This is a genomic window from Stenotrophomonas sp. MYb57 (genome assembly GCF_002966815.1).
Classification (GTDB): domain Bacteria; phylum Pseudomonadota; class Gammaproteobacteria; order Xanthomonadales; family Xanthomonadaceae; genus Stenotrophomonas; species Stenotrophomonas indicatrix.
In genome coordinates this window covers 4,462,330-4,487,109 of sequence record NZ_CP023271.1, presented here as the reverse complement: position 1 = coordinate 4,487,109, position 24,780 = coordinate 4,462,330, and the positions used below count along the sequence as shown (strand labels likewise).

General features: G+C 67.9%; 24 protein-coding genes. 16 read left to right on the top strand and 8 right to left on the bottom strand.

Annotated features, from left to right (window positions below):
* Positions 1–80: 80 nt before the first annotated feature.
* Entirely contained in the window at positions 81–830 is a 750-nt protein-coding gene (locus CLM74_RS20515) for a ferredoxin--NADP reductase (protein WP_105164847.1), read from the top strand.
* Positions 831–895: 65 nt separating this feature from the next.
* Here CLM74_RS20515 and CLM74_RS20510 read toward each other — a convergent pair whose 3' ends face one another.
* The 3 genes from CLM74_RS20510 to CLM74_RS20500 all read right to left on the bottom strand — a co-directional run bounded on the left by CLM74_RS20510 (position 896) and on the right by CLM74_RS20500 (position 4,175).
* Complete coding sequence (locus tag CLM74_RS20510) at positions 896–2,068, bottom strand: lytic polysaccharide monooxygenase (RefSeq protein WP_105164846.1); 1,173 nt, start codon at positions 2,066–2,068, stop codon at positions 896–898.
* A gap of 215 nt (positions 2,069–2,283) precedes the next feature.
* On the bottom strand, positions 2,284–3,453 hold the full coding sequence (locus CLM74_RS20505) for a lytic polysaccharide monooxygenase (protein ID WP_033832501.1): 1,170 nt from the start codon (positions 3,451–3,453) through the stop codon (positions 2,284–2,286).
* 236 nt (positions 3,454–3,689) lie between these two features.
* On the bottom strand, positions 3,690–4,175 hold the full coding sequence (locus CLM74_RS20500) for a DUF1203 domain-containing protein (protein WP_105164845.1): 486 nt from the start codon (positions 4,173–4,175) through the stop codon (positions 3,690–3,692).
* Between the two features lie 271 nt (positions 4,176–4,446).
* Between CLM74_RS20500 and CLM74_RS20490 the strand changes: the two genes are divergently transcribed.
* From CLM74_RS20490 to CLM74_RS20480, 3 genes are read left to right on the top strand one after another with little or no spacing between them, the layout of a single operon-like run.
* Entirely contained in the window at positions 4,447–5,973 is a 1,527-nt protein-coding gene (locus CLM74_RS20490) for an alpha/beta hydrolase (RefSeq protein ID WP_105164844.1), read from the top strand.
* A complete protein-coding gene (locus CLM74_RS20485; RefSeq protein ID WP_105164843.1) occupies positions 5,970–6,716 on the top strand; it encodes an ATP-binding cassette domain-containing protein in 747 nt (248 codons plus the stop codon). Before CLM74_RS20490 ends, CLM74_RS20485 begins: the two co-directional genes overlap by 4 nt.
* Positions 6,713–7,897 (top strand): ABC transporter permease, encoded by a 1,185-nt coding sequence (locus tag CLM74_RS20480; protein ID WP_025877563.1) that lies wholly within the window; start codon positions 6,713–6,715, stop codon positions 7,895–7,897. The genes CLM74_RS20485 and CLM74_RS20480 overlap by 4 nt, the downstream gene beginning before the upstream one ends.
* Before the next feature lie 72 nt (positions 7,898–7,969).
* Here CLM74_RS20480 and CLM74_RS20475 read toward each other — a convergent pair whose 3' ends face one another.
* A complete protein-coding gene (locus CLM74_RS20475) occupies positions 7,970–8,773 on the bottom strand; it encodes a helix-turn-helix transcriptional regulator (protein ID WP_105164842.1) in 804 nt (267 codons plus the stop codon).
* A 75-nt stretch (positions 8,774–8,848) separates the two neighbouring features.
* Between CLM74_RS20475 and CLM74_RS20470 the strand changes: the two genes are divergently transcribed.
* Complete coding sequence (locus CLM74_RS20470; protein ID WP_105164841.1) at positions 8,849–9,103, top strand: hypothetical protein; 255 nt, start codon at positions 8,849–8,851, stop codon at positions 9,101–9,103.
* Positions 9,104–9,177: 74 nt separating this feature from the next.
* Here CLM74_RS20470 and CLM74_RS20465 read toward each other — a convergent pair whose 3' ends face one another.
* Positions 9,178–10,185, bottom strand: coding sequence for an energy transducer TonB (locus CLM74_RS20465; RefSeq protein WP_033832495.1), 1,008 nt, complete (start codon positions 10,183–10,185; stop codon positions 9,178–9,180).
* Positions 10,186–10,385: 200 nt separating this feature from the next.
* On the bottom strand, positions 10,386–11,015 hold the full coding sequence (locus tag CLM74_RS20460) for a TIGR00645 family protein (protein WP_025877555.1): 630 nt from the start codon (positions 11,013–11,015) through the stop codon (positions 10,386–10,388).
* A gap of 113 nt (positions 11,016–11,128) precedes the next feature.
* Between CLM74_RS20460 and CLM74_RS20455 the strand changes: the two genes are divergently transcribed.
* The 4 genes from CLM74_RS20455 (at position 11,129) to CLM74_RS20440 (ending at position 16,621) form a co-directional block, all read left to right on the top strand.
* The gene (locus CLM74_RS20455) at positions 11,129–11,818 is read left to right on the top strand and encodes a glutathione binding-like protein (protein ID WP_099844093.1); all 690 of its coding nucleotides are present in this window, start codon (positions 11,129–11,131) and stop codon (positions 11,816–11,818) included.
* Positions 11,819–11,975: 157 nt separating this feature from the next.
* A complete protein-coding gene (locus CLM74_RS20450) occupies positions 11,976–14,201 on the top strand; it encodes a DPP IV N-terminal domain-containing protein (protein WP_105164840.1) in 2,226 nt (741 codons plus the stop codon).
* Between the two features lie 25 nt (positions 14,202–14,226).
* Entirely contained in the window at positions 14,227–14,742 is a 516-nt protein-coding gene (locus tag CLM74_RS20445) for a cytochrome c oxidase assembly factor Coa1 family protein (RefSeq protein ID WP_032976843.1), read from the top strand.
* A 76-nt stretch (positions 14,743–14,818) separates the two neighbouring features.
* Entirely contained in the window at positions 14,819–16,621 is a 1,803-nt protein-coding gene (locus tag CLM74_RS20440) for a DUF885 domain-containing protein (RefSeq protein ID WP_105164839.1), read from the top strand.
* A 73-nt stretch (positions 16,622–16,694) separates the two neighbouring features.
* Here CLM74_RS20440 and CLM74_RS20435 read toward each other — a convergent pair whose 3' ends face one another.
* Positions 16,695–17,153, bottom strand: coding sequence for a hypothetical protein (locus CLM74_RS20435; RefSeq protein ID WP_025877548.1), 459 nt, complete (start codon positions 17,151–17,153; stop codon positions 16,695–16,697).
* A gap of 181 nt (positions 17,154–17,334) precedes the next feature.
* Here CLM74_RS20435 and CLM74_RS20430 point away from each other — a divergent pair, with 181 nt between their 5' ends.
* From CLM74_RS20430 to CLM74_RS20415, 4 genes are all read left to right on the top strand, one after another.
* The gene (locus tag CLM74_RS20430; protein ID WP_032952021.1) at positions 17,335–17,583 is read left to right on the top strand and encodes a hypothetical protein; all 249 of its coding nucleotides are present in this window, start codon (positions 17,335–17,337) and stop codon (positions 17,581–17,583) included.
* 123 nt (positions 17,584–17,706) lie between these two features.
* Entirely contained in the window at positions 17,707–18,624 is a 918-nt protein-coding gene (locus tag CLM74_RS20425) for a bestrophin family ion channel (RefSeq protein ID WP_033832492.1), read from the top strand.
* Positions 18,625–18,643: 19 nt separating this feature from the next.
* Positions 18,644–19,633: a porphobilinogen synthase gene (gene hemB / locus CLM74_RS20420; RefSeq protein WP_025877543.1), complete on the top strand. Its 990-nt coding sequence runs from the start codon at positions 18,644–18,646 to the stop codon at positions 19,631–19,633.
* A 33-nt stretch (positions 19,634–19,666) separates the two neighbouring features.
* Positions 19,667–19,936 (top strand): SHOCT domain-containing protein, encoded by a 270-nt coding sequence (locus tag CLM74_RS20415; protein WP_025877541.1) that lies wholly within the window; start codon positions 19,667–19,669, stop codon positions 19,934–19,936.
* 429 nt (positions 19,937–20,365) lie between these two features.
* On the opposite strand, the gene CLM74_RS20410 is transcribed toward CLM74_RS20415, so the two are convergent.
* Positions 20,366–21,229: a PD40 domain-containing protein gene (locus tag CLM74_RS20410; protein ID WP_105164838.1), complete on the bottom strand. Its 864-nt coding sequence runs from the start codon at positions 21,227–21,229 to the stop codon at positions 20,366–20,368.
* Positions 21,230–21,277: 48 nt separating this feature from the next.
* On the opposite strand from CLM74_RS20410, the gene aroE reads away from it, so the two are divergent.
* The 3 genes from aroE to dinG all read left to right on the top strand — a co-directional run bounded on the left by aroE (position 21,278) and on the right by dinG (position 24,732).
* Entirely contained in the window at positions 21,278–22,123 is an 846-nt protein-coding gene (aroE, locus tag CLM74_RS20405; protein ID WP_033832490.1) for a shikimate dehydrogenase, read from the top strand.
* A gap of 3 nt (positions 22,124–22,126) precedes the next feature.
* Positions 22,127–22,477 carry a hypothetical protein gene (locus tag CLM74_RS20400; RefSeq protein ID WP_088101842.1) on the top strand — a complete coding sequence of 117 codons (351 nt, stop codon included), beginning with the start codon at positions 22,127–22,129 and terminating at the stop codon, positions 22,475–22,477.
* Positions 22,478–22,629: 152 nt separating this feature from the next.
* Positions 22,630–24,732, top strand: coding sequence for an ATP-dependent DNA helicase DinG (gene dinG / locus CLM74_RS20395; RefSeq protein WP_105164837.1), 2,103 nt, complete (start codon positions 22,630–22,632; stop codon positions 24,730–24,732).
* Positions 24,733–24,780 lie beyond the last annotated feature (48 nt).

Here is a 24,780-nt window from a genome sequence, read left to right as displayed (position 1 = left end):
TGGCGCTGGAGAGGGGCGGGGAAGGTCTATTATAGAAGACCCCGAGGGCTTGCCCCGGCTACACACTGTCCCGAAAAGTCGTGCCTGTCCAATTCCCCATCAAACTGGTCGACCGCCGCATGCTGGCGCCCTCCATCGGCCATTACCAGTTCGTGCGTGACGACGGCCAGCCGCTGGATTTCCAGCCCGGCCAGTTCATCCAGGTCCATTTCAGCTACGCCGATGGCACCGAAACCAAGCGCAGCTATTCGCTGGCGACCATCCATGACCACGCGCTGGGGCCAGGCGAGGCGGTGGATATCGCGGTCAGCTTCGTACCCGGTGGCGCCGCCACGGCGCTGTTCGAGGCGCTGGACATCGGCGGCCAGGTCAGCGCGTCCGGTCCCTACGGTCGGTTCTGCCTGAACCCGGGCGACCACAACGGCCGCTACCTGCTGATCGCCACCGGTACCGGCGTCACCCCGTACCGCTCGATGCTGCCGTTGCTGGCAACGGCGATGGCCGAGCGTGGCGTGCAGGTGGTCCTGCTGCAGGGCGCACGCAGCCCGGGGGAACTGCTGTACAGCGAAGACTTCCACAGCTTCGCCGAAAAGTACCCGAACTTCCGTTATGTGCCTTGCCTGTCGCGGGAACTGCCGGCCGAGCCGCACCCGGACGTACACCATGGCTATGTGCAGCAGGCGCTGGCGGCGTTCACGCCGGACCCGGCCACCGACATCGCCTACCTGTGCGGCAACCCGGACATGGTCGACGCCTGCGCCGAAGCGCTGAAGGCGGCGGGCCTGGGTAATCCGCAGATCCGCCGCGAGAAGTACGTCAGCAGCAAGTAGTGCCGGCCGCTGGCCGGCAACCCCGCACACCGGAGGCGGCATCACGCCGCCCCCGGGACCATGCCTCAGTACGGCACCCACGCATCGCGCCAGGCCGAACCCACGCCCGGCCGGTAGGCCTCGGCGTTGACGTTGCACCACGCGCCTTCCGGGAACGGGCGGCAGGCGTACAGCTTGCCGTCGGTGCCCTTCACCACGGTCTCGCCGGGCTTGTAGCTGCCAAGTCTGGCCGGGTACACGAAGTCGTAGTCGCCACCCGGCGGTGGATCCACAGGATCGACCGGATCCGGAACGCGCGTGTCGAGCTGGAACCGATGACCCGGCTTCAGATAGACGCGGTTCTCGGTGGCCGAGGCGATCGGCCTGATCACACCATTGTTCATCACACCAACGCGCGCCTGCTGTGCACTGGCGTTGACCGCATGGGCCAGAGCCAGCGGCCACTGGTTCGCCGCAGTCTGGCCGGCGGCCAGGGTGATCTCCGGGCGCTCCAGATCGTTGCCTTGGGCGTTGAACACGCGCAGGGTCAGGGTGGTGCCCACTTCCAGCGCGCCGCGGGCGGTGACCGGACCGGCATCCTGCCATTGCGGTGGCGGCTCGACGCCACCGCCTCCCTCGAAACGCACGTCCATGCAGGTATAGAAGGCCTCGGCCGAATCCGAGCGCTGCCAGGTGTTGTAGATCAGGTGCTGGCCGCTGCGCTGGGGCAGTGGGCAGTCCAGCTTGTAGACACCGCCCGCGGACAACGGGACGTCGCCCAGCGTGCAGAACTCCTGCAGGTCGGCCCAGCGCAGCGGGCTGCCCGGCTGCCAGCCATCGCGGGTGACGTAGAACTTCCATTCGCGGGTGGCATGCGGGGCGGAGGCAAGAAATTCAAAGGTGTAACGGCCGTTGCCATCGGCGCGGATCGGCGTGGTCGACCAATCGGACCGGTCCACATCCAGGCCGCGGTACTTGCTGTTGCCACCGCTGCACAGCTCGCCGTCGGGAACGACTGCCTGGTGGTTGCCATTGGCATTGGCCTGGTTGATGCCGGCCCAGTCGTAGAAGGGCTGTGCGCCGCCGATGTCCTTGGCCGCAGCACAGGCGGGGTTGGTCGGCTGCTCTGGATTGCCCTGGTAGCAGGCGTACACCCGGCTGGTGGGTTTGGACATGGTGCCGTGTGCCAGCGCGCTGGCAGAGGCGCCCAGGCTGGCGATGGCAGCCACCGCGAGAGCAAGTCGATTGAGCGGTTGCATGATGGGGTCCTGTGGACGGTGGAAGGTCCAGCGAGTCTCCACACGATGCACAGCGCTAACCATTCAACGATTCCGAAAAGCTGCAGGCTGCGACGGGATGTGCAGTGCCTGCGCGAACGGGTTAACACTTCAAGCCGGACCCGCAGGCCTGCCTCTGCCCCATTGCAGAAGCGGGGCGGCACGCGCGCGCCGCCCCCGCTCAGTCACTCAGTCACTCAGTACGGCACCCAGGCATCGCGCCAGGCCGAACCCACACCCGGCCGGTACGCCTCGGCATTGACGTTGCACCACGCGCCTTCCGGGAACGGGCGGCAGGCGTACAGCTTGCCGTCGCTGCTCTTCACCACGGTCTGCCCGGGCACGTAGCTGCCGATACCGGCCGGATACACATGGTCGAAATCACCGCCGGGTGACGGCGTACCCGGATCTGGCACCTTGGTGTCCAGCTGGAAGCGATTGCCATCCTTCAGGTACACGCGGTTGTCGGTGGCCGAGGCGGTGGGCGTGATCGCGCCGTTGCTGAGTACGCCGACGCGCGCATGCTGGGCACTGGCGTTGACCTTGCGCGCAAGCGCCAACGGCCACTGCGCCGGCGTGGTCTGGCCTGCGGCCAAGGTGGCTTCCACGCGTTCCACGTCGTTGCCGTTGGCATTGAACACACGCAGCGCCAGGGTGGTGCCCACCGGCAGCTCGGTACGTGCAGTCACCGGCCCGGCATCCTGCCACTGCGGCACCGGCGTGGTACCGCCGCCGCCTTCAAAGCGCACGTCCATGCAGGTATAGAACGCTTCGGTGGAATCGGCGCGCTGCCAGGTGTTGTAGATCACATGCTGGCCGCTGCGCTGCGGCAGCGTGCACTGCAGCTTGTAGGTGCCATCGGCCGACAGCGGCGTGTTGCCCAGCGAGCAGAATTCCTGCAGGTCGGCCCAGCGCAGCGGGCTGCCCGGTTGCCAGCCGGCGCGGGTGACGTAGAACTTCCAGTCGCGCGTAGCGTGCGGGGCGGTCGCCTTGAACACGAAGGTGAACCTGCCGTTCGCATCGGGCTGGATCGGTGTGGTCTGCCAGTCGCTGCGCTCCAGGTCCAGGCCGCGGAAGGTCGGGTTGTTGCCGCTGCACAGCTTGCCGTCGGGCACCACGGCCTGATGGTTGCCGTTGGCATTGGCCTGGTTGATGCCGTTCCAGTCGTAGAACGCCTGCGAGCCGGCCACTGCCTTGGCGGCCGCGCAGGCCGGGTTGGTGGGGTTCTCCGGGTTGCCCTGGAAGCAGGCATAGACGCGGCTGACCGGGGTGATCATCGTGCCGTGTGCAGCGGCGTTGCCGGCAACGCCAACACCGGCGCCAACGAAGACGGTGGCCAACAGCAATGGGGTGTATCGCAGAGACATGGCGCATCCTTGTGGTCGTCGAAGGGAGCGGTGACCGCAGCACCCACGCCGTATCGCGCGACGGACGATGAGCGGTACCGCCGCGAGTATCGAGCTGCAACACGCAGTGGGAAACCACGTCAATGCCGATCCGTGACTACGTGTGTGAAGCCCTTCCCGCAGGCTTCACGCCACACTGAACGAACACGCTGGCGGTCACGCCTGCGGCGCGGCGACGATCACGTTCCCGTGCAACGTCATTGCCGCGGGGGGCCGACCCGATTCACCTGGCACGAAAAGCATCCATGTCCTGCGTTGTGCAGCTGCACGAAGGCCACCGTTGTATCGGCGAACAGCCGGTCCAGGTGCGTGGCAACCTCGGTGCCCTGGCAGACCAGGCCGCTCAGCATGAAGTCCGCGCTGTTATAGGCGCGCACCGAGATCAGCCGCCGCTGCACGTAGGCAGGTACCACGCCCGCTGGCAGCATGCAGCGGGTTGCACCGCGCTGCACGAAGATCGGGCCCGAGGCGCGGTATGGCGAATGCGTGGCCAGGTGTGTGTAGGGCAGCAGAAGCAGTTCTGCACCGGCAGGCGCGTCGGTCAGGCTGACCCTGCAGGGGTAGCCGCCGCTGTCGCCGGCGCGCCGGCGCACGATTCCCCGCGCGGCCAGCGCATCGTCGCTGGATTCGAAAAGCGCCTCGAACGGCTGGTGGTCGATGCCACTGAGTTGCCACGGATGCATGGAGTGTCTCCCGGTTCTGCGCGCATTCTGCCGGCGCCACGGGCCGCCTGCTCGCCATTTTCCGCCACCTGATCGCGCTGGCCGATACCGCCCTGTACCGGGCAAAGGCCGAGGGTCGCAACCGCCTGGTGGCCGTGCCGACGCCGGCCCAGGACATCCGCCTGTCGCCGCCAGCGTCCGGCGCGTGTAAGTTGGGTCACATTCGATTGGTCACATCTGCCGCGGCACACCGTCGTGGTGGACAGGAACATCCCCAGGGGAATCACGCACGATGCAAAGACACCATTTCGCGCGGGCCGGGTTGCTGGCCAGCATGCTGATTGCCGGCTGCAGTGCACCGCCGCAGGCAGGGTCCGACGGCGCGGGCGATACACCCAGCCGCCGCTACGGCCAGATCGATTTCCGCCCCTGCACGCTGGCCACCGAAGGCGCCAATGCCAACGTCGAGGCGCAGTGCGCGACGTTCCAGGTGCCCGAAGACCGGAGCAGGCCGGATGGCCGCAGGATCGATCTGCGCGTGGCCTGGCTGGAGTCGGGCAACAGCGGTTCGGGCCTGCCGGACCCGGTGTTCTTCCTGGCCGGCGGACCTGGCCAGGCGGCCAGCGAGGTGGCCGTCATCGTCGATACGGCACTGCGCCAGGTGCGCAAGCAGCGCGACATTTTCCTGATCGACCAGCGCGGCACCGGCGGCTCCAATCCGCTCAGCTGCCTGGGCGCGGACGGCAAGGAGCTGCCGATGGATGAAGACGCTGCGCCCAGCGAGGCGCTGCTGCGCGAGTACGCCGAGCGCTGCGCTGCGTCGCTGAAGGGCCGTGCCGATCCGCGCTTCTATACCACCGCCGAAGCCATCGCCGATCTGGACGCGGTACGCCAGGCGCTGGGCGCCAACACGCTGAACCTGGTCGGTGGCTCGTACGGCACCCGCGTTGCCCAGCGCTACGCGGCCGCGTACCCGCAGCACACCCGCAGCATCGTGATCGATGGCGTGGTACCGAACGAGCTGGTGGTCGGAGGCGATTTCGCCACGACCTTCGACAACGCGATCACCCTGCAGTCCGAGCAGTGCCGCAAGGATGCTGTCTGCAGCAAGCGCTTCCCGGTCGACACCCGTGCGCAGCTGCGCAGCGTGGTGGAAACCCTGCGCCGCGCGCCGGTCACGGTCGACTACCGCGACCCCGGCACCAACGCACCGCGGCAGGACGTGCTGACCCCGGACAGCGTGGTCGGCCTGGCGTTCGCCTTCTCCTACGTACCGCAGTACTCCTCGCTGTTGCCGCTGGTGCTGGATGAAGCGGCACAGGGTCGCTATGCACCACTGGCGTCGCTGGCGCGCGGTGCGACCCGCAGCATGGATTTCCAGATCAACCGCGGCATGCAGTGGTCGGTGATCTGCAGCGAAGACGCTCCGCGCTACCAGGCGCCGGTCGAAAGCAGCGACAGCCTGGTCGGCCCGGAAGTGGCGCGCGCGTTCTTCGCCGCCTGTCCGGTGTGGCCGCACCAACCGGCTGCGGCGGCTGCGGCAGTGCCGCTGCACAGCGACCTGCCAGTGCTGCTGCTGTCCGGCGAACTGGACCCGGTGACGCCGCCGCGTTACGCCGAGCAGGTGCTCAAGGGCCTGCCGAAGGGACGCGCGCTGGTTGCCCGCGGCCAAGGCCACGGCACCCTCACCGCCGGCTGCATGCCACGCCTGATCGGCCAGTTCATCGACACCACCGATGCCAAGGCGCTGGATGCCAGCTGCCTGGACACGCTGAGCTACGTGCCGGCGTTCACCTCGTTCAACGGATGGGCCCCATGATCGTCGCCGACAACCTGCACAAGGCCTTCAATACCCGCACCGGTCGCATCCAGGCGGTGGCCGATGTCGGCTTCCGCGCCGAGGATGGCCGCATCACCGGCCTGCTCGGGCCGAACGGCGCCGGCAAGACCACCACCATGCGCATGCTGTACACGCTGATGACGCCCGATGAAGGCAGCATCACCGTCGATGGCATCGACGCAGCCCGCGATCCGGTGGAAGTGCGTCGCCACCTCGGCGTGCTGCCGGATGCACGTGGCGTCTACAAGCGGCTGACCGCACGCGAGAACATCGCCTACTTCGGCGAGCTGCATGGCCTGTCGGCGTCGCGCATCCGCGAACGCATCGAAGTGCTGTCCCATGCGCTGGACATGGCCGACATCCTCGATCGGCAGACCGATGGCTTCTCGCAGGGCCAGCGCACCAAGACCGCCATTGCCCGCGCGCTGGTGCACGACCCGCGCAACGTGATCCTTGATGAACCCACCAATGGCCTGGACGTGATGACCACCCGCGCGCTGCGCCGCTTCCTGCTGGGCCTGCGCGAGGAAGGGCGCTGCGTGATCCTGTCCAGCCACATCATGCAGGAGGTCGGCGCGCTGTGTGACCACATCGTGATCATCGCCAAGGGTACGGTGATGGCCGCCGGCAGTGCCGATGAACTGCGCGCGCAGTCCGGCGAGCCCAACCTGGAAGATGCGTTCGTGAAACTGATCGGCAGCGAAGAGGGCCTGCACGTATGAGCATGATGTCGACCCTGATGACGGTGATGCGCAAGGAACTGCGCGACCTCTCGCGTGACCGCCGCACACTGCTGCTGACCCTGCTGTTCGGCCCCGTGCTGTACCCGCTGCTGATCCTGGGCATGGGCAAGCTGGCGGAAAGCCGCGTGCGGATCCAGATCGAACAGCCGCTGCAGATCCCGACCATCGGTGCGGAGAATGCGCCGAACCTGGTGCGCTTCCTGGCGGCGCAGGGATTGAACGCCGCGCCGGCACCGAAGGATCTGGCCGAAGCGATCCGCTCGCAGGAGATCGACGTCGCCCTGCGCATCAGCCCTGAGTTCGGCAAGGACTGGGCCGATGGCAAGCCCGCGCTGGTGGAAGTGATCCGTGACAGCACCCGTCGTGCCGCCGAAGTGCCCAGTGCGCGGCTGCAGGCGGCCCTGGCAACCTACAACGGCCAGGTTGGTGCGCTGCGGCTGATGGCGCGTGGCGTCGACGCACAGGTTGCACGACCGCTGGATGTGGCCACCCAGGACATGGCCAGCGCCGAGGCCAAGCGCGGCATGATGCTGTCGATGCTGCTGCCGGTGCTGCTGACGCTGACCTCGTTCATCGGCGGCGCGTACCTGGTGATGGATGCCACCGCCGGCGAGCGCGAACGGCAATCGCTGGAGCCGTTGCTGGCGACCCCGGGATCGCGCAGTGCCATCGTCAGCGGCAAGATCGCCGCCGCCTGCGTGGTCGGCTTCGCCTCGTTGCTGCTGACCTTGATCGCGTTCAAGGCCAGCGCACAGATCGCGCCCGGCAACGTCGGCCGGCAGCTCAACATGAACATCGGCTCGATGCTGCAGATGCTGCTGGTGATGGTGCCGATGCTGCTGATCGGCACCTCGTTGCTGACCTTCCTCTCGGCTGCGGCCAAGAGCATGAAGGAAGCGCAGAGCCACATGACCTGGCTGGTGCTGCTGCCGATGCTGCCCGGCTACGCGCTGATGGCTTACCCGGTGAAGAGCGAGCTGTGGCAGTACGCGGTGCCGTTCCTGTCGCAGAACCAGATGCTGCTGAAGGTGATCCGCCACGAGGACATCAGCCCGACCATCTGGGCGATTTACCTCGGCGCCAGCCTGGCGCTGGCCGCCGTGCTGTGGTTCGCCGCCGTGCGCCGCTACCACAACGAGCGGCTGGCGATTTCCGGCTGAGTGGAACCGGTAGCGCCGGGCCATGCCCGGCGGATGTGGCACGAGGCCCGGTCATGCCGGGCCTCGTGCATTTCAGCGCTGTGAAGCGTTTCCGTCTGCATACCGCGCCGGCGTCACTCCCATCTCGCGCTTGAATACCGCGATGAAAGCGCTGGGCGTGTCGTAGCCCAATGACAGCGCCACGGTGGTGACGGATTCACCGGCCAGCAATCGCGGCAGGGCCAGCAGCACGCGCAGGCGCTGCCGCCAGCGGGTCAGGGTCATGTTCGTTTCGGCCTGCCAGCGGCGGGCGAGGCTGCGACTGGACAGGCCGCTGGCGACTGCCCAGTCCTCGACGGTGCGGGTGTCATGTGGCGCACGTGCCAGGGCGGCGGCGATGCGGCGCAGGCGGCGGTCGCTGGGTTGCTGGAGTGCCAGCGGCAATGGCGTGCCGGCGGCGATCTCATCAATGATCACCCCAGCCAAGCGCTGTTGCCCCGCATCCAACGCCTGCCCGCACCAGTGCAGTGCCCGCGGCACCGCCACCTGCAGCAGGTCGCTGGGCTGGAAGATGCGGGGTGCGGTGGGCAGTCCCGCGCAGGACTCCTTGTTGAAGTACAGGCTCCAGCCATCGAAGCTGCCGATGCTGGAAAGCGCATGCGGGTGCTGCGGCGGAAGCCATGCCACGTGCCCGGCCGGAAGCAGCCAGTGGGTGTTGCCCACCTCGATCCGCAGCAGACCCGTGTGGGCACCCAGCAGTTGCCCGCGCGCGTGCTGGTGGCGGGCGGTGCGCCGTGAACCCGGCATCGCCAGCTGCGTGCCGAGCAGGGCCGGCCCGCCGCTGGCCTCAGCCAACGCAGGGTCGATCAGTGGTGTCTGGAATGTCTGTTCTGCCATATCCATTGGCAGTTATACGGCAGAACGGTAGGTGACGAGCGTTGACACTGGGCGCCCACCCCCCAGGAGCAAGCCATGCAGCCGCACGACATCCTTCCCGACCACCAGAACGAGGTGCAGGTGAACGGCCTCACCGTACGCAAGGGCAGCGTCGGCGCCTTTCTCGCCACCGTGCGGGAGTGGCAGGACCCGGCCCGTGATGCCGACCTCCGAGCCGCCGCCGAAGCTGATCTGCGCGGCCTGCTGCCCGGGCTGCACGCGCTGGGCCTGTTCCAGGTGCTGACCGCGCGTGATCCTGCGCTGCAACGGTTGATCGACAGCGCAGCCTGAAACGCACAAGGCCCGGACATGCCGGGCCTTGCTCCAGAACCGCCGGGCGCGGCCCGGCGCTACCGCCTTGGGCATCAGCCGCCCGGTGCGAACACCAGCGTGCGGCGGGTGGTGACCGGGGCCGTGACCGGCTCGAAGCGCCAGCGCTTGACCGCGTTGAGGGCTTCGCGATCGAAGACACGCGATGGCGTGGCGCGCAGTACGCGCGCATTGGTCACCGAGCCGTCGGTGCCGACGGTGATCTCCACCAGGACTTCGCCGGAGGTACCCGAACGCAGTGCTTCGGCCGGGTAACGCGGGGCTGGCGTGCTGACCGGGCGCAGGCTTGGTGCAGCGGCGGTCGCGACCTGGCGGGCGGCGTTGGCCTGCTGCGCAGCGGCCTGCTGCTGCTTCTGCTCGGCATCGCGACGCGCGGCAGCCTGGCGCTCGGCTTCCTGGCGCTCGCTGTCACGGCGGGCAACGTCCTGCTGCGCAGCAATCTGCTTGGCCGCTTCGGCTTCCTTGGCACGCTGTTCGGTCAGGCGCTGCTGCTCGGCCAGCTGCTTGGTGCGGTCTTCAGCGTCCTTCTTGACCTTCTCGGTCTCGTCTTCGGTGCGCTTGGCGGCAACCTGCACGCCCTTGGTCAGGCCTTCCTTCAGGCGCGGCAGGGCCGGGGCCGAGGCATCGACCTTTTCGATCAGGGCGACCAGCCGCTGCGCTTCAGTGAAATCCTCGCGACCCAGATGCTGCTCGGCGGCGATCAGGGTGTACGGCAGAAGATCGGTCAGCGCGCTCTTCACCGAGGCATCGTCCGGCGTCTTGTCGCGCAGTGCCAGGTAGTACTCGATCGCGTTGTCGCCGGCCGGGGCGTACATGCGGTTCTCGCGCAGTGCCTGGCTGGCCGATTCGCGCAGCTGCTCGGTACCCATCGACTGCACCTTGGCGGCCACTGCCGGTGCGGCTGGTGCTGCAGCGGCGGGAGCGGCGGCGCCCTGCGCGGCCGGAGCCGGTGTTTCATCCTTGCCCGAGCAGGCAGCCAGGGCCAAAGCCAGAGCGACCGGCAACCACCGGCGCGCGGCAGCGATCATTGCGACGTGCGACATCCTGCTCCCCTCTAAGAAGACGACGTTACGAAAAACGTAGATACGCATGGCCGGGACGCAAGGTCCGGGCGTGGCGGGGGACGTTTCCCAGCGTCACCGTCGCCTGTAGCGAGGGTGCAATCTAGCATCCCGGCCACCCTTGCGCACAAGGGCCGGGAGCGGAGCCGGCAACGGCAGTCGTGCCGCCGCCGGCGTTGATGTCAGTGCGCGACAGCCTTGCTGTGGCTGTTGGACATCAGCTTGTCGGTCCAGGCGATGCCGATGGCCGAGAGGATGAACACGCAGTGGATGATGGTCTGCCACAGCACGCCATCGGGGGTCAGGGTGGTGCAGGTATCGGCGCCGGCGTTGTAGAAGCTTGCCGATGCCGACGAAGCCGCCGCAGCCCATTGCTCCGGCTTGCACAGCGGCAGGCCGTTCAGCGGGCTGGCTGCGATGAACGTCTTCAACAGATGGATCGAGGAGATGCCGATGATCGCCATCGCCAGCTTCACCTTCAGCACGCTGGCGTTGACGTGGCTCAGCCATTCCGGCTGGTCCGGGTGGCCTTCCAGGCGCAGGCGCGAGACGAAGGTTTCATAGCCGCCGACGATCACCATCACCAGCAGGTTGGAGATCATCACCACGTCGATCAGGCCCAGCACGATCAGCATGATCTGCTGCTCGCCCATCGACACCGAGTGCGAGATCAGGTGCCACAGTTCCTTGCCGAACAGGAACACGTAAACGCACTGGGCAACGATCAAACCCAGGTACAGCGGCAGCTGCAGCCAGCGGGTAGCGAAGATCAGGCTGGACAGCGGGGACAGTAGCGGTCGGTTTGCACTCATGCGGAGGATGCTGCGTTTCGGGGGAGAGGCGAGGTTACCGGCCCGCCATGACGGTGCCAAGCCAACGCACGCACTAGACTTCAGGTTCCTTTCCGTACCCCAGAGCCGCCGCCATGATCGACCTGTATTACTGGCCTACCCCGAACGGCCACAAAGTGACCCTGCTGCTGGAAGAAGCCGGCCTGGAGTACCGCATCCATCCGGTCAACATCGGTTCGGGCGACCAGTTCAAGCCGGAATTCCTGGCCATTTCCCCCAACAACAAGATGCCGGCCATCGTCGACCACGCCCCGGCCGACGGCGGTGCCCCGCAGAGCGTGTTCGAGTCCGGTGCGATCCTGCTGTACCTGGCCGAGAAGACCGGCCGCTTCCTGCCAGCCGACCTGCGTGGCCGCGTCACCACCCTGGAATGGCTGTTCTGGCAGATGGCCGGGCTGGGCCCGATGAGCGGGCAGATGGGCCACTTCAATGTGTACGCGCCGGAGAAGATCCCGTACGCGATCGAGCGCTACGACAATGAAGTGCGCCGCCTGCACGGGGTGATGGACAAGCGCCTGGCCGAGCACGCCTTCCTGGCCGGCGAGGAGTACACCATCGCCGACATGGCCAGCTACCCGTGGGTTGGCGCCTACGACAAGCTGCCGGCGGACTTCGACGCGTTCCCGAACCTCAAGCGCTGGCACCAGGCCATCGCCGCCCGCCCGGCGACCCAGCGCGCCTATGCGCTGCGCCAGCAGGTAAACCCGGACGCGGGCAAGCCGCTCAGCGACGAAGAGCGCAGGCACCTGTTCGGCAAGCGCTGACCCGGGAAGGTGGGTGCCGACCGTTGGTCGGCACTCATTATGGGAAGACCTCATGGGCAGAAGGTCATGCTGTCTTCCTGCACCGCCTTGGTTAGGATGGACGCTGACCGTCCCGCGCCTGTCGCGGTGGCGGACCTGCCGTTTGCCGGGATCCTCCATGCGCCATCTGTTCGCCTCGCTCGCCCTCATGCTTGCCACCAGTACCGTCGCCCACGCTGAAAAACTCACCCTGGAAGCCATCACCGGCCCGCTGCCGTTGTCCGGCCCGACCCTGATGAAGCCGAAGGTGGCGCCGGATGGTTCGCGCGTGACCTTCCTGCGCGGCAAGGACAGCGACCGCAACCAGCTGGACCTGTGGAGCTATGACATCGGCAGCGGCCAGACCCGCCTGCTGGTGGATTCGAAGGTGGTGCTGCCCGGCACCGAAACCCTCAGCGACGAGGAAAAGGCCCGCCGCGAGCGCCAGCGCATCGCCGCCATGACCGGCATCGTCGACTACCAGTGGTCGCCGGACGCGCAGCGCCTGCTGTTCCCGCTGGGCGGCGAGCTGTACCTGTACGACCTCAAGCAGGAAGGCAAGGCCGCGGTGCGCCAGCTGACCCACGGCGAAGGCTTTGCCACCGACGCCAAGCTGTCGCCCAAGGGCGGCTTCGTCAGCTTCATCCGCGGCCGCAACCTGTGGGTGATCGACCTGGCCAGCGGAAAGCAGATGCAGCTGACCGGGGATGGCAGCACGACCATCGGCAACGGTATCGCCGAATTCGTCGCCGACGAGGAGATGGATCGCCATACCGGTTACTGGTGGGCACCCGACGATTCGGCCATCGCCTACGCCCGCATCGATGAAAGCCCGGTGCCGGTGCAGAAGCGTTACGAGGTCTATGCCGACCGCACCGATGTGATCGAACAGCGCTACCCGGCCGCCGGCGATGCCAACGTGCAGGTGAAGCTGGGCGTGATCTCGCCGGCCGAACATGCGCAGACGCAGTGGATCGACCTTGGCAAGGAACAGGACATCTACCTGGCCCGCGTCGATTGGCGCGATCCGCAGCACCTGAGCTTCCAGCGCCAGTCGCGCGACCAGAAGAAGCTCGACCTGGTGGAAGTCACCCTGGCCTCGAACCAGCAGCGCGTGCTGGCCCACGAGACCAGCCCGACCTGGGTGCCGCTGCACAACAGCCTGCGTTTCCTCGACGACGGCATCGTGCTGTGGTCGTCCGAGCGCACTGGCTTCCAGCATCTGTACCGCATCGACAGCAAGGGCAAGGCCACCGCGCTGACCCACGGCAACTGGTCGGTGGATGAACTGCTGGCGGTCGATGAAAAGGCCGGCCTGGCGTACTTCCGTGCCGGCATCGAATCGGCGCGCGAAAGCCAGATCTACGCCGTGCCGCTGCAGGGCGGCCAGCCGCAGCGCCTGTCGAAGGCACCGGGCATGCACAGCGCCAGTTTCGCGCGCAACGCCAGCGTGTACGTGGACAGCTGGTCCAACAGCAGCACGCCGCCGCAGATCGAACTGTTCCGCGCCAATGGCGAGAAGATCGCCACCCTGGTCGAGAACGATCTGGCCGATCCCAAGCATCCGTATGCACGCTACCGCGACGCGCAGCGCCCGGTCGAATTCGGCACGCTCACCGCGGCCGACGGCAGGACGCCGCTGAACTACAGCGTGATCAAGCCGGCAGGCTTTGACCCGGCCAAGCGCTATCCGGTGGCTGTGTACGTGTATGGCGGCCCGGCCAGCCAGACCGTCACCGACAGCTGGCCTGGCCGTGGCGACCATCTGTTCAACCAGTACCTGGCCCAGCAGGGCTATGTGGTGTTTTCGCTGGACAACCGCGGTACCCCGCGCCGCGGCCGTGACTTCGGTGGCGCGCTGTATGGCAAGCAGGGCACGGTGGAAGTGGCCGACCAGCTGCGCGGCGTGGCCTGGCTGAAGCAGCAGCCGTGGGTGGACCCGGCGCGCATCGGCGTGCAGGGCTGGTCCAACGGCGGCTACATGACCCTGATGCTGCTGGCCAAGGCGTCGGACAGCTACGCCTGTGGCGTGGCCGGCGCACCGGTCACCGATTGGGGCCTGTACGACAGCCACTACACCGAGCGCTACATGGACCTGCCGTCGCGCAACGACGCCGGTTACCGCGAAGCACGCGTGCTGACCCACATCGAGGGCCTGCGCTCGCCGCTGCTGCTGATCCACGGCATGGCCGACGACAACGTGCTGTTCACCAATTCGACCAGCCTGATGAGCGCGCTGCAGAAGCGCGGCCAGCCGTTTGAACTGATGACCTACCCCGGTGCCAAGCACGGCCTGTCCGGTGCCGACGCACTGCATCGCTACCGCGTTGCCGAAGCTTTCCTGGGGCGTTGCCTGAAACCTTGATCATCATCCGGGAAGGAGCCCGCCCATGACCCTGCCGCCGCCGATTCCTGCTCCCTCCACCCTGGCTTCCGGCTGGTGGTGCCGGCATTGGCGTTGGGCGATGCCGTTGGCGGTGCTGCTGTTCCTGGCCGCACTGGGCGGCGCCATCGCCTGGAGCCTGCTGCGCTGGACCGAGGCCGCGCACGACAGTGCGCCGATGCGCGAGGCCATGCGCCGCGCCGGCTGCAGCGTCGAACTGGTGCAGGTGTTCGGGGAACCGCTGCAGGCCGGCACGCTGCCGCTGGGCAGCATGCAGACCGCCATCAACGGCGAGCGCGACGTTGGCCTGACCGTGGCGCTGGAAGGACCGCATGCGCACGGCCGCCTGTTCGTGAAGGGCACCCGCAGCGACGACGTGTGGGATTACCCGGTGATGTACGTGCTGGCCGAAGACAAGCAGACCTTCGACCTGAGCGCGCTGGATGATGCCGAGGCGGCCGGCGAATGCGAACTGCAGGCCTGTCGCGATCGTGGCGAATGCGCGCTGACGGCAGCGTTGTAGATGGCGTGACCTCCGGCCGATTGTCGCCACCGCCGTGAGCGCGTAGGGTGCGGGCAACCCTGTCCTGGAGTGCTCCATGAAGCCGATCGCGCTTGCCATCGCCCTGGCCCTGACCGCCGCCCCGCTGCTGTCGGCCCCACCGGCCCTGGCCGCACCGGCCGCCAAGGCCTCCACGCCGGCCAGCCCGGCCTGGGTCGCGCGCAGCAACGCGCTGGCGCAGATCCTGCTGGATGCGCAGGGGCCGTTCCAGCCCGAGGAGACCGGCTTCTTCGGCGTGCCCGGCTATGACGACAAGGTCGCCGACCTCGGCCCGGACAACGACCAGCGCTACCGCGCCGCGATGGCCAAGGCCCGCGACGAACTGAAGGCCAAGCTGGCCAGCGAGAAGGATCCCAACGTCCGCCAGGACCTGGAGATCATGATCGCCGCCGCCAACCAGAGCATCGAAGGCAGCGGGCTCAACCAGAAGTACCTGCTGCCGTGGCGTGATGCGCCGCAGAGCGTGTTCAGCGGCCTCAACCTGCTGCTGTCCGACCAGGTGCCGGCCGAGCGCCGGGCCAAGGCGGTCGATCGCCTCAAGGCGTATGCGGGCCTGCAGCCGGGCGGCACCGCGTTCACCACGCTGGCCCGCCAGCGTTACGAAGAGCGGTTGAAGGACAGCACGCTGCTGCAGCCGACGAAGATCGAAGTGCAGCAGTCGCTGGACAACGTCGAGACCTACATCACCGGCATCGAGTCGCTGCTGAAGAAGTACCAGGTCGCTGGTGCCGACGAGGCGATGAAGGCGCTTGCCGCACAGATGAAGGACTACGCCGCATGGACCCGCAAGGAGGTGCTGCCGAAGGCACGTGCCGATGCGCGCCTGCCGGCTCCGCTGTACGCCTACCAGCTCAAGCAGGTCGGCATTGATATCGACCCGAAGCTGCTGATGCAACGCGCGCAGCTGGAGTTCATGGAAACCCGCTCGGCGATGCGCCAGCTGGCGCCGCTGGTGGTGAAAGAGAAGGGCCTGAAGGTCAGTGATCCGAGCGACCCGGTGGCGGTGATCCGCGCGCTGAAGGGCGAGAAGATTGCCGATGACCAGCTTGAAGGCCACTACCGCAAGGTGATCGATGCCATCGATCCGTTGATCCGCGAACACCGCATCGTCGACGTGCCGCAGCGCGCGATGCAGATGCGCCTGGGCTCGGCCGCCGAAAGCGCTGCCAGCCCGGCACCGCACTTCCTGCCTGCGCCGCTGGTCAACAACACCGGGCAGCAGGGCACCTTCGTGCTGCCGCTGGGCAACCCGGCCGCCGGTGCGGGTGCGCAGTACGACGACTTCAACTTCGGTTCGGCGGCCTGGACGCTGAGCGCGCATGAAGGCCGCCCGGGCCACGAGCTGCAGTTCACCGCGATGGTCGAGCGTGGCGTGTCGCTGGCGCGCACCATGTTCGCGTTCAATTCGGTGAACGTGGAAGGCTGGGCGCTGTATGCCGAGGCGGAGATGGTGCCGTACGAGCCGCTGGACGGACAGATGATCGCGCTGCAGTTCCGCCTGTTGCGTGCCGCCCGCGCGATGCTGGACCCGATGCTCAATCTCGGCCTGACCGACCGTGCCAACGGCGAGCGCGTGCTGATCGAGCAGGTGGGTCTGTCCAAGGCGATGGCCACCCAGGAACTGGACCGTTACATGGTGCGCATGCCGGGCCAGGCGGGCAGCTACTTCTACGGCTACACCCGCATCCTCGAACTGCGCATGCAGACCGAGCTGGCACTGGGCGCGAAGTTCGACCGCCTGGCGTTCAACAACTTCCTGCTCGACCAGGGCCTGTTGCCGCCGGACCAGCTGGCCGAAGCCGTGCAGCAGCAGTTCGTCCCGAAATACAGGAAGAACTGACCGGTAGTGCCGGCCGCTGGCCGGCATTGCCTTTGCCTGCGGTTGCCGGCCAGCGGCCGGCACTACCGCCACGTCAGCGCTGCGGGGTGATCGTCTGCGTCGGCAGGCGTGCCGGCGGCGCCGGATCCGGTACCCAGATCGCCACGCCGGCGGCGCGCTTCTGCGTCGTCGGTATGCCGATGCCCACGCCGCCGCCCACGTGCGAACCGTAACTGCCGGCACCCACCGACATGCCGACCGGTGAGCCGCTGCTGCCCACGCCCATCAGGATCACGCCGTTGGCACCCAGTGCAGCCGCTTCGCGCTTGAGGCGAGCCACGGCGGCATCGGTCTGGCCCTGCGTGCCGAAGCCCACCGCCGAAGACGATTCCAGCTGGGCGATTTCCTGCGAACCGGCGGGCGGCGTCGAATAGATCTGCACCTGGGACGGATCGATCGGCGCGCGGGCGCGGCCCAGCATGACCTTGGAGGTACTGGCGCAACCGGCAACGGTCAGCAGCATGGCCGCCAAGGCGACCCAACGGATGTTCATGGCGTATACCCCTGTAGGACTGGTTCGGATCATCAGCCGGGCACTCTGAATCGGCGCCAACATCGGGGCTCGACCCATGGCCGCACGCTAGCACGGGGCCGGTGAGGCTGACGGCAACGGCGGTAGGCGGCGCTGCCGGGAACGGCTATGGTTGGCGCATGAACAACCACGGGAGGGCGCTATGGGTGTGATCAGTCTGTTGTGGGGCGTGCTGGCGCTGCTGTGGATGATCCTGGCGTTGATACCGCTGCTGGGCTGGGGCAACTGGTTCCTGATCCCGTTCGCCGCGGTCGGCGCGATCATCGCCGCGCTCGGCATCCTGTTCACCCACCCCAGCAAGCGCGGCCGGGCGTGGACCGGGCTGATCCTGAACGGCATCGTGGTGGTGGTCGGCATCCTGCGCCTGGGGCTGGGCGGCGGCGTGATCTGAGCCGGCCGGGCCGGTGCGACCGGGCGTCGCAGGGACACGGCCGCCGGCCGGGCAGGGAGTAGAATGGGCGGCTGCGCGAGCCCCCCGCGTGCCTGTCGAACCGCGCCCTGCGCGGCTGCTCCCATGATCATTCGTTCCCGTCCCCACGGCTGGCAACTGCTGTACATCCTGCGTGGCTCGATCGTTCCGGCCATCGCGCCGAAGGTGCTGGCCATCCTCGTCCTGTCCATCGCGGTCGCCGCGGTGGTGGAAATGGCGCCGCCGATCGGCATCGAGCGCGTCTCGGTCACCCCGTTCACCCTGCTCGGCCTGGTCCTGTCGATCTTCCTCAGCTTCCGCAACAGCGCCTGCTACGACCGCTGGTGGGAGGGCCGCAAGCTGTGGGGCCAACTGGTCTTCGAATCGCGCTCGCTGGCGCGGCAGGTACAGGTGCTGCTGGCCGATGACGCACCGCGCCGCCAGCGCATCGGCTACCTGACCACCGCCTTCGCCCATGCACTGGCCGCGCGCCTGCGCGCCCGCGACGTCGCGCTGGCGGCGGTGCCATGGCTGGACGAGGAACAGCGCGGGCAGCTCGCCCAGCGCGAGAACGTGCCCGATGCGTTGCTGGCGATGATCGCCGCCGAACTGGCCCAGGCCCGTCGCGCCGGCACGCTCGATTCCATTCTTTACGTCCAGCTGGAAGAGCGCCTGCACGCGATGTCCTCGATCCAGGCTGGCTGCGAACGCATCCTGACCACCCCGCTGCCGTTCGCCTACACCCTGCTGCTGCACCGCTGCGCGTGGATGTTCTGCGTGCTGCTGCCGTTCGGCCTGGCCAGCTCGCTGGGCTGGGCCACGCCGGTGCTGTCGGCGGTGCTGGCCTACGCCTTCTTCGGACTGGACCAGCTGGGTGAAGAAATGGAAGACCCGTTCGGCCTGGAGCCGAACGACCTGCCGCTGGACGCGCTGGTGCGCACCATCGAGATCGACCAGCTCGACGCCCTCGGCGAACGCCCGTTGCCCGCACCCCTGCTGCCGCAGGGCTACCTGTTGCAATAGCCACTCCCCGGAGCCTGCCATGCCTCATCCCCATTACCGCCCGCGGCGCATGCGCCATGACGAATTCTCGCGCCGCCTGATGCGCGAGAACACGCTGACCACCGACGACCTGATCTATCCGGTGTTCGTGCACGAACCGGCCGGTCGCGTGGCGGTGCCGTCGATGCCGGGTGTGGAGCGGCTGTCGATCGAAGAGCTGCTGAAGGTGGCCGAGGAAGCGCTGGAACTGGGCATCCCGGTGATCGACCTGTTCCCGGTGCTGGATGCCTCGCAGAAGTCGCTGGATGCCTCGGCGGCGTGGGCCGAGGACGGCCTGGCGCAGCGTGCGATCCGCGCGCTGAAGTCGCGCTTCCCGGAGCTGGGGGTGATGACCGACGTGGCCCTGGATCCGTACACCACGCACGGCCAGGACGGCATCATCGATGACAAGGGCTACGTGCTCAACGACATCACCGTCGAAGCGCTGGTCAAGCAGTCGCTGTCGCATGCCGAGGCAGGCGCGGACATCATTTCGCCGTCGGACATGATGGATGGCCGCATCGGTGCGATCCGTCGTGCGCTGGACGCCGACCACCACCTCAACGTGCGCATCATGGCCTACTCGGCCAAGTACGCGTCGGCGTTCTACGGTCCGTTCCGCGATGCGGTGGGCAGTGCGGCCAGCCTCGGCAAGGCCGACAAGAAGACCTACCAGATGGACCCGGCCAATGGTGACGAGGCGATGCGCGAGATCGCCCTGGACCTGGAGGAGGGCGCGGACATGGTGATGGTCAAGCCGGGCATGCCGTACCTGGACCTGGTGCGGCGGGTGAAGGAAACCTTCGGGGTTCCGACCTTCGCTTACCAGGTCAGTGGCGAGTACGCGATGATGAAGGCGGCGTTCGCCAACGGCTGGCTGGACGAGCGCGCCTGCGTGCTGGAATCGCTGCTGGGCTTCAAGCGTGCCGGCGCCGATGGCGTGCTGACCTATTTCGCGCCGCAGGTGGCGCGTTGGCTGCGCGAGCGCTGACAATAGCGCCCACGACGGACGGAGGAACACGCGATGGGACCTGAAATGGGTTGGATGCAATGGTTGATCTGGGGCACCGGTACGCTGGTGTTCGGGGCCATCATCGTCGGCGTGTTCGTTGCTGCCTGGCGCGCCGCGCGGCGCCCGCCGGAGCAGCTCTCCGCTGCGGCCCGGGTTGCCCGCGAGCAGGCCGTGCCGGAAAGCGTGCAGGCCGAACTGGCCGCACTGAACCGGCGCAAGGACAACGGCCAGCTCAGCGAAGCGGAGTACGAACAGCAGCGCGCGAAGGTGCTGTCGCGCTGAGCGCCGTGGCCCGGGACCCGGGCCATCCACGCATGGCGTGGATCTACTGGTAGTCGCCAACCTTGGTTGGCGCTCCGTGCGCCGGCCGATGTTGGCACCGGCCAGAAGGCGTCATCCACGCATGGCGTGGATCTACTGGTAGTCGCCAACCTTGGTTGGCGCTCCGTGTGCCGACCGATGTCGGCACCGGCTAGAAGGCGTCATCCACGCATGGCGTGGATCTACTGGTAGTCGCCAACCTTGGTTGGCGCTCCGTGCGCCGGCCGATGTTGGCACCGGCCAGAAGGCGTCATCCACGCATGGCGTGGATCTACTGGTAGCCGCCAACCTTGGTTGGCGGTTTTGTTTCTGTGCCGACCAAGGTCGGCACCTACCGGAGCGGGGGGGCGGTCGGTATCCACCAAACGCTCATCCACGCATGGCGTGGATCTACTGCATGCACCCGGGCACTGCCGCCACCTTCGGCACGGCCAGCCGGTATACATCCACGCCACCGGCGCGGGGCGACTTCGCCGCGCTGCTGGCCACCATCATTTCGCCCGGCTTGGCGTTGTCGACCACCGGCGCGCCGGTCCAGCCGCTGGCCTGGTTGAACGACAGTCCGATCGGCTGCAGCGCAGCGCCCGTCCATGCACAACCGCTGGTCCAGACCTGCGCGGTGTCACCGCTGCCACGGCTGAAGGCCACCGCGCCAGCGCTGCCCAGCCAGTCGCCATCGGCTTCATCGGCGGGGCTGTTCAATGCCTGCAATGCCGTCGCCGGGCCTCGCACGCCCTGCGCGTCCAACGAGGCCACGAACAGGTCCCAGCCGGCACCACGGCCCTGCTGGCGGGCAAACAGCAGCTGTCGCCCGTCCGCGCTCAATGCCGGCCCGCGCTCTTCATGGCGGCCACCATCGCCTGCCAGCGCTTGCGGCGCCCCCACGCTGCCATCGGCGGCGATCGCCGCCCGGTACAGCCCCGACCGGCCCTCGCGGCCTGCGGCGAACAGCAGCCAGCGGCCATCGCGGCTGAAATACGGATCGCGCACCTCGCCGGACACCGCCAGCGGCAACGCCTGCGCCTGCTGCCAGCGGCCGTCGACCACGCTCGCCTGCCACAGCCCCCAGCCGGCCTCGCCACGGCGGGCGAAGACGATGCGCTGGCCATCGGCGCTGATCGTGGCCCGGCCTTCATCGGCACGGGTGGAGACCACGCCCATGCCTTCGATGCCGTACTCGTTCAACGCCATCGCCACCGGGGCAGAGAGTAGACTGGCGGCGAGCACCAGCAGGGTCGGGGCGATACGCATCATCCAGGTCCATGCACGAAAGAGCACCAGTCTAGCCAGCTTGAGGATTCCATGACCGATCGTTACGCCGTCTTCGGACACCCCGTCGCCCACTCGAAGTCGCCGCAGATCCATGCGGCGTTCGGTCGCCAGGAAGGCATCTCCCTCGACTACCGCAGCATCGATCTCGCCCCGGATGCATTCCTGGCCGGGCTGGAGGCGTTCGCCTCCGAAGGCGGTGTCGGTGCCAACGTCACCTCACCGCACAAGGAAGCGGCGTTCTCGGTGTGCACTACGCTGACCGCACGCGCGCGTCGCGCCGGCTCGGTCAATACCCTGCTGCGCAAGGGCGACCGCTGGCACGGTGACACCACCGATGGCATCGGCCTGGTGCGCGACCTCACCGACCGCCACAGCCTGGACCTGCGCGGCCGCCGCGTGCTGCTGCTGGGCGCCGGTGGTTCGGCGCGCAGCGTCGCTCCGGCGCTGCTGGATGCCGGCATCACCGAACTGGTGGTGGTCAACCGCACGCCGGAACGTGCCGATGAACTGATCGATGCCATGGGCGAGCCGGGCCGCGCGCTCAGCCGCTACTGGGATGATCTGCGCGACCTCGGTGATTTCGAACTGATCCTCAACGCCACCTCGGCCGGCCGCGATCGCGACGCCGAGTTCAAGCTGCCGCTGTCGCTGGTCAATTCGATGACCACGGCCGTCGACCTGAACTACGGCGAGGCCGCCATCGCCTTCCTGGCCTGGGCGCGCGCCGCGCAGTGCCGCAACACGGTCGATGGCCTGGGCATGCTGGTCGAGCAGGCGGCGGAGAGCTTCCTGCAGTGGCATGCCGTACGCCCGCAGACCGACGAGGTCTACCAGCAGCTGCGCGCCGGTGCCGGCGCCTTCGCCGGGCAGGACTGATCGATGGATACCCAGGCTCTGATGGTCTCCCTGCTGACCATGGTCGGCGTACGCCTGCCGGTGCTGATTGCCCTGTGCGTCGGCCTGGTCTGGGTGATGGGCGCGCCGCGCGATCCGGCACGCACCGGCGCGCTGACCGGCCTGCTGCTGTTGCTGGCGTCCAGCATGGGCAGCCTGCTGGCCAACCTGGTGCCGATGTGGATGGTCAGCAACGGTGACTTCGGCGCGATCTCGCAGCTGAGCACCGTGCTGGGCGTGGTGCACTTCGGCCTGGCGATGCTGGATGCCGTCGGCACGGTCCTGCTGGTCTGGGCGCTGGTACGGTTGCTGCGGCTGCGCGCCGCTACACCCTGACTCCGATGGCGGCCTTGGCCGCGTCGGTAGCGTTGCGGGGCGTGCATCCAGCCATCGTGCGACGCGGCTGACCCTGTTCAGCGCCCGCGCCTCGGAGCCCGTGGCCGGCCATGCGACAATGGCCGGCCTGACCCCGCTACGGTAGTTCTGGCGTGACCGAAACCGTCGCCGCTCCACGCAAGCTCGATGACACCTTGAAGGACGCGATCCGCAAGGCGTACACGACGCTGCAGGCCAACACCCCCGGCTTCTCCACCCGCCGCTCGCAGAGCCAGATGATCGGCGTGGTGTCGCGTGCGCTGTCCACCAGCGGTGGCGTGGGCGTGGTCGAGGCACCGACCGGCGTTGGCAAGAGCCTGGGCTACCTGACCGCCGGGGTGCCGATTGCCCTGGCCAGCAAGAAGAAGCTGGTGATCAGCACCGGTACCGTGGCGCTGCAGTCGCAGCTGGTCGAGCGCGATATTCCGAACTTCCTCAAGGCCACCGGCCTGGAGGCGACCGTTGCCCTGGCCAAGGGCCGTACCCGCTACCTGTGCACGCGCAACGCCGCCGAGGCGCACGGCGAGGGCGCGCAGAACGGCATGTTCGAGGACGAGCAGCCGCTGTTCGACCGCCCGCTGGCGCCGATCGAGATGGACATCGCCAAGCGCCTCACCGTGGCCTTCACCAGCGGCAGCTGGGACGGCGACATCGACAACGCACCGGAAACCATCAGCCCTGGCCTGCGTAGCCGCATCACCACCCCGGCCTCAGGCTGCGCGGGGCGACGCTGCGCGTACTCGGCGCAGTGCGCGGTACTGCGCTCGCGCAACACCGTGCGCGATGCGCAGATCGTGGTCACCAACCACGCGCTGCTGCTGTCGGCGCTGTCCATTGGTGACAGCGACAACGGCCAGCCGATGATCGCCGCGCCGTCGGACATGCTGCTGGTACTCGACGAAGGCCATCACGTGGGCAACGTGGCCATCGACCAGGGCGCGGCCAGCCTGGCATTGGATGAAATGGCCAAGCGCACCGGCCGCCTGCAGATCCTGATCGCCGGTGCCTACCGCGCGGTCGACAAGGATCGCCTCGGCAACCTGCTGCTGAACGAAGCCATCGACGCGGCCAGCAACGTGGCCAAGGGCCTGCGTGCGTTCCGCGACCACGTCGAGGCGGTATGGATGCCGGCGCCGGCCGACGAGGAGCCGATGTGGCGCGCGGCCAACGGACGCCTGCCCGAGGCCTGGCGCGAGCCGATCGAGGCGCTGGCCGACGATACCCGCAGCCTTTACAACTGGGCGCACGCGGCCACCGCGCAGGTCGCCAAGGGCAAGCCGGACGATCCGGCGCGCGAGCGCCTGCAGCGCAACCTCGGCATGGCCCTGGAGATGATCGAGCAGCAGTACAACCTGTGGCAGGTCTGGCGCCGCGAAGACAAGGAAGGCGCGCCACCGATGGCACGCTGGGTGACCGCCACCCGCGATGGCGACCTGGTGCTGCATGGCTCGCCGGTGTCGGCCGCGCACGTGCTGCGCAAGCTGTTGTGGGATGAAGTGGATTCGGTGGTGATGACCTCGGCGACGCTGACCGGTGGCGGCGACTTCCAGGCGCTGGCGATCGACAACGGCATCCCCGAAACCGCCGAGATGGTCTCGCTGTCCTCGCCGTTCGACCTGCCCAACCAGGCCGAGCTGATCGTGCCGCCGTTCCCGGTCACGCCCGATGACCGCGAAGGCCATCCGCGCGAAGTGGCGCGCTACATCGGCAAGGAACTGGACTGGACGAAGGGCTCGATGGTGTTGTTCACCTCGCGCTGGAAGATGGAGAAGGTGGCGGGCCTGATGCCGGCCGCCAAGCGCAAGCAGGTGCTGGTGCAGGGCGAGATGTCGAAGACGCGCATGATCGACGAACACCTGCGCCGTGTCGACGCCGGCGAGGGGTCGGTGCTGTTCGGGCTGAACTCGTTCGGCGAAGGTCTGGATCTTCCCGGTGAGGCCTGCACCACGGTGGTGATCACCCAGGTGCCGTTCGCGGTGCCGACCGATCCGCAGACCGCCACCCTGAGCGAATGGGTGGAAGCGCGTGGGCTCAATGCGTTCAACCTGATCGCGATCCCGCATGCGCTGCGCACGCTGACCCAGTTCGCCGGCCGCCTGATCCGCACCTCCACCGACACCGGGCGGGTGATCATCCTCGACTCGCGCCTGCTGACCCGCCGTTACGGCAAGCGCATCATCGACGCGCTGCCGCCGTTCAAGCGCACCATCGGCTGAGCTGCGGGGTCAGATCCCCTCCGCAGGAAGGGCTCTGACCCGGCCGCG

Bases quoted from the DNA above. Each gene is read 5' to 3' on its own strand.
- hemB (WP_025877543.1), top strand. From the start codon at position 18,644: ATGCCTCATCCCCATTACCGCCCGCGGCGCATGCGCCATGACGAATTC.
- CLM74_RS20460 (WP_025877555.1), bottom strand. From the start codon at position 11,015: ATGAGTGCAAACCGACCGCTACTGTCCCCGCTGTCCAGCCTGATCTTC.
- CLM74_RS20465 (WP_033832495.1), bottom strand. From the start codon at position 10,185: ATGTCGCACGTCGCAATGATCGCTGCCGCGCGCCGGTGGTTGCCGGTC.
- CLM74_RS20430 (WP_032952021.1), top strand. From the start codon at position 17,335: ATGGGTGTGATCAGTCTGTTGTGGGGCGTGCTGGCGCTGCTGTGGATG.
- CLM74_RS20435 (WP_025877548.1), bottom strand. From the start codon at position 17,153: ATGAACATCCGTTGGGTCGCCTTGGCGGCCATGCTGCTGACCGTTGCC.
- CLM74_RS20440 (WP_105164839.1), top strand. From the start codon at position 14,819: ATGAAGCCGATCGCGCTTGCCATCGCCCTGGCCCTGACCGCCGCCCCG.
- CLM74_RS20425 (WP_033832492.1), top strand. From the start codon at position 17,707: ATGATCATTCGTTCCCGTCCCCACGGCTGGCAACTGCTGTACATCCTG.
- CLM74_RS20400 (WP_088101842.1), top strand. From the start codon at position 22,127: ATGGATACCCAGGCTCTGATGGTCTCCCTGCTGACCATGGTCGGCGTA.
- CLM74_RS20415 (WP_025877541.1), top strand. From the start codon at position 19,667: ATGGGACCTGAAATGGGTTGGATGCAATGGTTGATCTGGGGCACCGGT.
- CLM74_RS20480 (WP_025877563.1), top strand. From the start codon at position 6,713: ATGAGCATGATGTCGACCCTGATGACGGTGATGCGCAAGGAACTGCGC.
- CLM74_RS20410 (WP_105164838.1), bottom strand. From the start codon at position 21,229: ATGATGCGTATCGCCCCGACCCTGCTGGTGCTCGCCGCCAGTCTACTC.
- CLM74_RS20470 (WP_105164841.1), top strand. From the start codon at position 8,849: ATGCAGCCGCACGACATCCTTCCCGACCACCAGAACGAGGTGCAGGTG.
- aroE (WP_033832490.1), top strand. From the start codon at position 21,278: ATGACCGATCGTTACGCCGTCTTCGGACACCCCGTCGCCCACTCGAAG.
- CLM74_RS20510 (WP_105164846.1), bottom strand. From the start codon at position 2,068: ATGCAACCGCTCAATCGACTTGCTCTCGCGGTGGCTGCCATCGCCAGC.
- CLM74_RS20450 (WP_105164840.1), top strand. From the start codon at position 11,976: ATGCGCCATCTGTTCGCCTCGCTCGCCCTCATGCTTGCCACCAGTACC.
- CLM74_RS20500 (WP_105164845.1), bottom strand. From the start codon at position 4,175: ATGCATCCGTGGCAACTCAGTGGCATCGACCACCAGCCGTTCGAGGCG.
- CLM74_RS20445 (WP_032976843.1), top strand. From the start codon at position 14,227: ATGACCCTGCCGCCGCCGATTCCTGCTCCCTCCACCCTGGCTTCCGGC.
- CLM74_RS20475 (WP_105164842.1), bottom strand. From the start codon at position 8,773: ATGGCAGAACAGACATTCCAGACACCACTGATCGACCCTGCGTTGGCT.
- CLM74_RS20485 (WP_105164843.1), top strand. From the start codon at position 5,970: ATGATCGTCGCCGACAACCTGCACAAGGCCTTCAATACCCGCACCGGT.
- CLM74_RS20455 (WP_099844093.1), top strand. From the start codon at position 11,129: ATGATCGACCTGTATTACTGGCCTACCCCGAACGGCCACAAAGTGACC.
- CLM74_RS20505 (WP_033832501.1), bottom strand. From the start codon at position 3,453: ATGTCTCTGCGATACACCCCATTGCTGTTGGCCACCGTCTTCGTTGGC.
- CLM74_RS20490 (WP_105164844.1), top strand. From the start codon at position 4,447: ATGCAAAGACACCATTTCGCGCGGGCCGGGTTGCTGGCCAGCATGCTG.